Here is a 7522-nt window from a genome sequence, read left to right on the forward strand (position 1 = left end):
ATGGAAACGGATCTTCTTGAACTTTGTCACCTGCGAGCGCACAAGCACGTCGGACAAAACGCCTTCCGCTTCGTCGTACTTTATTTTTTCGTCTTCCGATAAAACTTTAATATCGGTCTTAACAAGCCCGTCGGTAAAATAATTTACGTCGGCTTCGCGGACAAGGCACTTCCGGTTTTCTATGTCAAGCTCTTCCACAAGATACTGCCTGCCCCTGTGAATGTACACTGCATTCACAAAGATAAGCTCTTTCGCGCTCGGCCTGTCCATCTCCCCGATTACCGAATATCTGCCTTCCGTCACGTCGATAATCACCACGTTGTCAGCGGTCGCGCTGCGCAGGCTCACCGCTTCCGCGGGATAGGATCTGTCCGCCCAATGCCATTTTTCCGCCGTATGGCGCACAACTCCCGATTCTTCAAGGTACTCAAGAACATCTTTCGCGTTTTCTCCGTAACTTCCGCCTTCACCTTGAAGCTCTCCGTCAAGAAACGGCAGTTCAAAGCAGGCGCACTTTACATGATCGGTTAAAATGTAGGGGTTATCGGGGTCTATGCGGGCTTCCTCGGCGCTCTTTCTGAAAAACCATTCGGGATCGTTCATAATAAACTGGTCGATGGGGGAAACCGTCGCTATAAACACCGACACCGCCGTACCTCCCCTGCGCCCCGCCCTGCCAGACTGCTGCCAAAAACTGTTAAAAGCGCCGGGGAAGCCCGCGACAATCGACGCGTCAAGGCCGCCTATGTCTATCCCCAATTCCAGCGCGTTAGTTGAAACGACGCCATGAATGTCGCCTTCGCGCAGTCCGCGCTCTATCTCATGACGCTCGTTGGGCAAAAAACCGCCGCGGTACGCCTCTACCCTTATGCGGGAATTGTCCGTGAAGATGTTTTTAAGGTCTTCGTTAACGTAAGAGGCCGCTACTTCGGTCTTTACCCTGGAGTGGGCGAAAAGTATCGTCTTTATCCCCGCCTTTAACAGGGCGATCATCCAGCGTCGGCTTTCCGTCACCACGGAATTGCGTATGCCCTGCACCTTGTCGACAAGAGGCGGATTGTAAAGGATTATGCGCTTTTCCCCGCTCGGAGCGCCGTTCCTGTCAACCAGTTCAACGGGAAGCCCGATTAGCTCTTGGGCAAGCTCTTTCGGGTTGCCGATGGTAGCGGAACATAAAATAAACTGCGGGTTCGCGCCGTAAAAAGCGGTTATACGGCGGAGGCGGCGGATTACGTTGGCGACATGGCTTCCCATAACGCCCCTGTAGGCGTGGGTTTCATCTACCACGATATACTTCAAGTTGGAAAAGAACTTTATCCACTTTGGGTGGTTGGGAAGGATGCCCGTATGCAGCATATCGGGATTGGAAATGATGATTCTTCCCGTATCCCGCGCCGAAATTCGCAAAGATTCGGGCGTATCTCCGTCATAAGTCGCTATTTTCAGGTTAAATCCGGCCGCATCGCCGCCTACGGTCTCGTTCAATTCGGCCTGTTGGTCTTGAGACAGGGCTTTTGTGGGAAAAAGGTACAGGCATCGGGCGGTTTCATTGGTTAATAGCGCCTGTAAACAGGGAAGATTGTAACAAAGCGTCTTCCCGGACGCGGTAGGGGTCACAACTACCACGTTTTTGCCAATTTGCGTGTGTTTGTAAACCTCAGTTTGATGAATATAGAGCCTGTCTATGCCCTTTTTGTTCAAAGATTTGACAATTCTTTCGTCCAAACCTTCAGGAAACGGGGCAAAAATTCCCTCTTGGGCGGGCAAAAGACGGTTAACAATTATATTGGGGGCAAATTCAGGACTGCCAAGGATTTTTTCCAGATTTTCACGCGCGTTCATTGAATAATCCTACCCGATTATTGACAAATCTGGAATATGTTATACCATTTTTATATCAATTCTACAAATAATTACTAGACAAATAAATCACAATAATCTACAATTAAAGTAAGGGAAAAACTAATTTTCTCGAGGGGATACATAATGCCAGAAGTACTTTCAATCATTTTAGGAGGAGGTAAGGGAACCCGTTTATTCCCCTTAACCCAGTTCCGTTCAAAGCCGGCAGTCCCTTTTGGCGGCAAATACAGGCTGATTGATATCCCCATTTCCAACTGTATAAACGCGAATTTACGTCAAATTTACATAGTAACCCAGTTTAATTCAGCTTCCCTTCATTTGCACATAGGCCAAACCTATGTTTTTGACCCTTTTACGAAAGGTTTTGTCGAAATTCTCGCCGCCGAGCAGACTCTTGAACATTCCGGCTGGTACGAAGGCACCGCGGACGCCATCCGCAAGAATTTGCCCCATTTTAGAACGCAAAACCCCTCATATTACATAATTCTTTCCGGCGACCAGCTTTACAGGATGGATCTTGAAGAATTGATGCACAAACATATCCATTCAGGAGCCGCTATTTCAATCGCCTGCACGGGCGTTTCAAGGGAAAACGCGAGCGGCCTTGGCATTCTTAAAGTCGATAAATCCAACCAAATAACCGAATTTTTGGAAAAACCCGGGCCTACAAAAGACATTTCCGACTTTAGGGCGCCTCAGGAATTACTTACCGAAAAAAACAAGGACGACTGCTACCTCGGTTCCATGGGCATTTATGTTTTTAACGCTAAAACAATGGAAGAATGCCTCGCCAACGAGCTTACCGATTTTGGAAAAGAGATAATCCCCTCGGCTATAAGCAGATTAAAAGTAAACGCCTATCTTTTCGACGGTTACTGGGAAGACATCGGAACAATACGAAACTTTTACGACACCAACCTTGAACTTACGACGTTAAGGCCGCGTTTCGATTTTTACGACGAACCGAAACCGATTTATACCCACATGCGCAACCTTCCTCCTTCTAAGATGAACTTTTCTAACATGAACCAGTCCATCGCCGCGGAAGGATGCATTATAACAAACGCAAACATTACAAATTCAATCGTCGGTATCCGCACGATTATCGAGACCGGCTCAAGCTTGAACGGCGTCGTGTGCATGGGCGCGGACTTTTACGAAACGGAAGCGCAAAAAATCAAGAACGCCGAATCAAGAATCCCCAATGTGGGAATCGGACGCGGCGCGATTGTCAAAGGCGCGATTATCGACAAAAACGTATGCGTCGGCGAAGGCTGCCGCATCGGAGTTGACGACATAAAACGCACCGACGGCAATTACGGCCATTATCATATCGTGGACGGAATTATAGTTATTCCGAAAAACACCATTCTGTACCCCGGAACAGTTATTTGACGCGTTTCAGGTTCTTTGCGGCAAGCGTTTTATTTTTTACTTTTTTTACATGCACAAAAAATTATTCCCAACCCGCGCCCAAACCAATAGAGGGAAAAAACACGCGCCTTACAAACGCGATAAACAAGGCGGCGTTACCTGAAAAAATATCCGCTAACCTGCTTAAAACCGCCGAAGCCAACCCCTCTTTCGCGTCCGAGATTGCAGTTGTTTTGCAGACGGATCCGTATTTTTGGAAACTGGTGGACAAAAAAAACGGCCTAGGCGAGTCTTACGCGCCGGACGACCTTGTCGAATTAAAAAGCGGCTCATATCTTGTAAGCAGAAAAGGTCTTCTCCTTCGTAAGCCCGCCGCCGATTCGCTTGAAGAAATGTCCGCCGCATCAAAAAAAGAGGGAGTTACCTTAACCGCATCGTCATCTTACCGCTCGGCGGCGTATCAGGCGCAGGTTTATGAGAGAATAGTAAAAGAAATGGGAAAAGAGGCCGCGGACAGGGAATCCGCACGCCCCGGTTACAGCCAGCACCAGTTGGGGCTCGCCGTGGATTTCGGCTCAATCTCAGACGATTTTACCGGCACCAAAGAGGAGGTATGGCTTACAAAAAACGCATGGCGCTACGGCTGGTCAATCTCCTTCCCCAAAGACATGGAAGCCGTAACAGGCTACCGCTGGGAAAGCTGGCACTACCGCTACGTAGGCAGAGAACTCGCGAAATTTATCAATGATTATTTTGAGGGAGTACAGCAGTACGCTTTGCAATTTTTGAAAGAGTGGAACGCTAATCCTTAATCTTCACCAACTCTTTCTTCACATCTTCCGCTGTCGCGCACAATAAAACTTTTTCCGCTGTTTCTTGCGCGTCTTTTTCCGTGACGGAGCAAATCGCGCGTTTAACGGAGGCTACTGAGGCGGCGCCCATGCTCAGTTTTCGCAGGCCAAGACCTATAAGAACTGGAACCGCAACCGGGTCGGACGCGAGTTCGCCGCAGATTGATACGGGTTTTCCGTGCTTCGTAAAGGCGTCGGTAACATCTTTTATCAGATTGAACAACGCTGGGTGGTAAGACTGGTAATAGCGTTCAACTTCGCTGTTCATTCTGTCCGCGGCGCATAAATACTGGCATAAATCGTTGGAACCGATGCTGGCGAAATCAACTTCCTGCGCGGCGTGTTCCGCCAATAACGCTATGGAAGGCACCTCTATCATAATTCCGGTTTTAACTTTTCCGTAAGGTTTTTTTTCCTTATCAAGCTGTTCCTTTACGAATTCTATTATATATTTCACCTTGCGTATGTCGTCGATGGAATTTACCATAGGGAACATAAGCCACATATTCCCGTAAACGCTCGCGCGTAGGGCGGCCCTTAACTGCGTGTTAAAAATATCCGGGTTGCTAAAGCAAAAACGCAGGGCGCGGTTTCCCAAAAATGGGTTTTCCTCGTGGGGAAATTTCAAATTGGAAAGCTTTTTATCCCCGCCTATGTCAAGGGTACGCAAAATTACCGGGCGTTCGCCGAAAGATTCCAGAACTTTTTTATAAGCGGCAATCTGTTCGTCCTCGTCCGGTAATTTGTCCTTGCCCAAGTATAGAAACTCGGTTCTGAAAAGCCCCACGGAATCCGCGAAAGACGCGGCGGACAATTCGTCGTCTGACACGCCCGAAATATTCAAACCTATGTCGATTTTTGTGCCGTCTTGCGTAGACGCTTGTTTCGTAAGATAGGTTTCGGCGTCCTCTTTGTCCATGCGGTAAGCCTCGTATTTCTTTTCATATTCCGCTAAAACTTCGCCTTCCGGGTCAAGGATTATTTTCCCTTCATCGGCGTTTACGGCGGCAAGCTGGCCGTGCTTTACGGCGTCCAAAAGCCCGTGAATGCCGAACACCGTAGGAATCCCGTAGCTTTTCGCGATAATCGCGGTGTGGGATGTAAGCCCGCCCTTTTCGGTGAGAAGCGCCAGCGCCTTGCGCCTGTCCAAGGAAGCCGTATCCGAAGGCATTAAATCCTGAGCGGCGATAATAACGGGTTCTGACAAACAGGAAAGCCCTTCGCTCTTAGTACCGTACCACAGCCTTAGAAGCAGGGCGCGTACGTCGTTAAAATCGGCGGCGCGTTCGGCAATCAAAGGATCGGTCGCTTTTTGCAGGACTAAAAGGACGGTCTCATAAACCTGATAAATCGCCCAATCGCCGGCCCACTTGTCATTTGTTATTCTGGACGGTATTTCCTCATTTATAACAACATCATCAATAATTTCCTGATGGGCGATAAAAATTTCCGCCTTCTTAGGATCGTGTTTTTGCATGGCAATTTTAAGTTTTTCTATTTCGGCAAACGCTTCTTTTTTTATTTTTTTATAACGGTCAAGATGCGACTTCTCTTCCCCTTCCTGAACATAGCTTTCCTTGGGAAGAAAACCGGTGTTTTTATAAATATAAATTTTACCAACCGCAATTCCATGGGCGGCGCTCTTTCCGTTTAAAACCATAAAAAACCTGACCACTTGTAAGTGGTCAGGTGTCTCGATGACAGGTTACGGCTTACCAGCCGTCGACCATGTCGTCTGCGTCACGGTTGTTTTCGGCAAAGAGGTCTGTTACGGCGCGGAGATCGTCAAAGTAAATATAATAACTTCCGTAGGCTTCCATCGGATCGCAGTCAATTCTGAAACCCATAATCTTAAGGCCCATCTGGTTGTTATAGTGGTAATTTCTCTGGACAACGCCACTGAATCCGTCGTCTGACTGCGGCGGAATGGCGACGGTTAATTTTTTCCAGCCGATAAAGTTGAGTTTTCCGATAAAGAACTCATAATATCTGCCGAAGAAATCCTGGAGCAACAGAACCAGCTCGTGGTTAAAGTTACGGCCGGCGACCCAAACCGAAACGGTTTTTGTGATTCCCTCAATCGGAATAGGACGGGTAGGATAAATCGTAAAACTGTTATATCCCCTGCGAAGGAAATCTACCCTTGTGCCAAGAACGTACTTGTCTGGAATATTTAACCCTTCTTCATCGGGAATAGGCTCTTTTGCCATGGGGGAACCGGTAAACAGCCTTGTTGTCGTATAACCTTCGTCGCTGGACATTGTGGAGCGCCAGTTGCCGTCATGCTCAAATTTATCAACAGATATTTCTTTTAACATCTGCTGGGCAGAATCAATTCCAAGCCTTTCCGGCTCAGGAGAACCTACTTCCCTTTGTTGGGTCTGTTGCTGCTGCTGCGCCGAAACAAAACCGGCAATTAAAAGGAAAAACGCTATTATTAAAAACTTCTTCATCATATATCTCCTTTTCTGTCCTTATTTACTGGCGGTGCTGCTTGCCCAAAGTTTATCAACATGATCCGGATCCGCCAAATCATTACCGTCAAACAGAGGATCAAACATATCCGTTAAAATCTTAAATTGTTTGAAATAAATATAAAAATCGTCGACTCTTTCTACCGGCTGGGTCCATACTCTGAATTTTACAAAGGTAAGCCCCGCGTAAGCCGGCACGGTGCGCCTTGACTGGATAATGTTTTTGGGAAGATCGACTTGAAGATTTCTCCAGCCGATATATCCGATATCACCTAACTTAAAGCCGTACACGACGCCCCTGTAATCGCGTACATAAAGCTCGATGTAATATCTTAAGTTGGCGCCCCATACCCACATGTCAAAATTTTTCACTCTGCCCGGGATAGGAATCTCAACAGGACCGCCGTCCGGTTTGTCAGCGGCCACAGGATAAATGTCTATCCAGTTATACCCCTTGCGGTCAAAACGCCCGTGAAGACCGAAACTTTTAAGAGGCGGCGCGTCCCCGGCGCGGTTGTATCCGAAAACGGCGACCGGCCACGCGTCCACATAGGTAAGGATCGGATAAGTCGCTTCCTCGGTCTTTGTGAAAATTTGCTGGCGGCGGTCTTCCAAACATATTTGGAATCGGCGTCGCCGTTAAAAGCTTCCAAAATCCTGCCATTGGACTGTTTGGTACATGTCACGGCGCAGGCGGGTCATTATGTCGGTACTTGCGATTTCCATACATATTATTTGAAGGTAGTTAAGCCCAAGACGAGACAGTTGGACTATCATCATTATTACAAGGATCTTTATTAACGGGCTTGTATTGCCGCCTACGATAACTTCATCGATTATTTGCCTTCCAAGCATGGCGTTAATAATACGAATGCTTGACGTGACGACGGTAAGAAAGAGCCCCCCTAAAAAGAAAGCCCTCTTTCCCTTCATGTAGTTCCAGACCCATTTAACCTGTTC

Annotated in this window: 7 protein-coding genes; 2 read left to right on the forward strand and 5 right to left on the reverse strand. The window is 47.6% G+C overall.

Translation table 11 applies throughout. The annotated features are described in order from the left end of the window. A partial coding sequence (locus ACYVTD_RS08380) for a DEAD/DEAH box helicase (RefSeq protein WP_461247322.1) occupies positions 1-1842 on the reverse strand: 1842 nt, incomplete at its 3' end. A 144-nt stretch (positions 1843-1986) separates the two neighbouring features. On the opposite strand from ACYVTD_RS08380, the gene ACYVTD_RS08385 reads away from it, so the two are divergent. Then, positions 1987-3258: a glucose-1-phosphate adenylyltransferase gene (locus ACYVTD_RS08385; RefSeq protein WP_461247323.1), complete on the forward strand. Its 1272-nt coding sequence runs from the start codon at positions 1987-1989 to the stop codon at positions 3256-3258. Next, positions 3255-4049: a M15 family metallopeptidase gene (locus ACYVTD_RS08390; RefSeq protein ID WP_461247324.1), complete on the forward strand. Its 795-nt coding sequence runs from the start codon at positions 3255-3257 to the stop codon at positions 4047-4049. Before ACYVTD_RS08385 ends, ACYVTD_RS08390 begins: the two co-directional genes overlap by 4 nt. On the opposite strand, the gene ptsP is transcribed toward ACYVTD_RS08390, so the two are convergent. From ptsP to ACYVTD_RS08410, 4 genes are all read right to left on the reverse strand, one after another. Beyond that, positions 4039-5748: a phosphoenolpyruvate--protein phosphotransferase gene (gene ptsP / locus ACYVTD_RS08395; RefSeq protein ID WP_461247325.1), complete on the reverse strand. Its 1710-nt coding sequence runs from the start codon at positions 5746-5748 to the stop codon at positions 4039-4041. The two genes, ACYVTD_RS08390 and ptsP, sit on opposite strands and share 11 nt — an antisense overlap. A 52-nt stretch (positions 5749-5800) precedes the next feature. Beyond that, positions 5801-6541, reverse strand: a complete 741-nt coding sequence (locus ACYVTD_RS08400) for a flagellar filament outer layer protein FlaA (RefSeq protein WP_461247328.1) — start codon at positions 6539-6541, stop codon at positions 5801-5803. 21 nt (positions 6542-6562) lie between these two features. Then, positions 6563-7177, reverse strand: coding sequence for a flagellar filament outer layer protein FlaA (locus ACYVTD_RS08405; RefSeq protein WP_461247326.1), 615 nt, complete (start codon positions 7175-7177; stop codon positions 6563-6565). A 24-nt stretch (positions 7178-7201) separates the two neighbouring features. Then, positions 7202-7522: ABC transporter transmembrane domain-containing protein (locus tag ACYVTD_RS08410; RefSeq protein ID WP_461247327.1), on the reverse strand; the 321-nt coding region annotated here is incomplete at its 5' end.

The organism is Treponema sp. R6D11 (assembly GCF_054786075.1).

Bases quoted from the DNA above. Each gene is read 5' to 3' on its own strand.
- ACYVTD_RS08385 (WP_461247323.1), top strand. From the start codon at position 1,987: ATGCCAGAAGTACTTTCAATCATTTTAGGAGGAGGTAAGGGAACCCGT.
- ptsP (WP_461247325.1), bottom strand. From the start codon at position 5,748: ATGGTTTTAAACGGAAAGAGCGCCGCCCATGGAATTGCGGTTGGTAAA.
- ACYVTD_RS08400 (WP_461247328.1), bottom strand. From the start codon at position 6,541: ATGAAGAAGTTTTTAATAATAGCGTTTTTCCTTTTAATTGCCGGTTTT.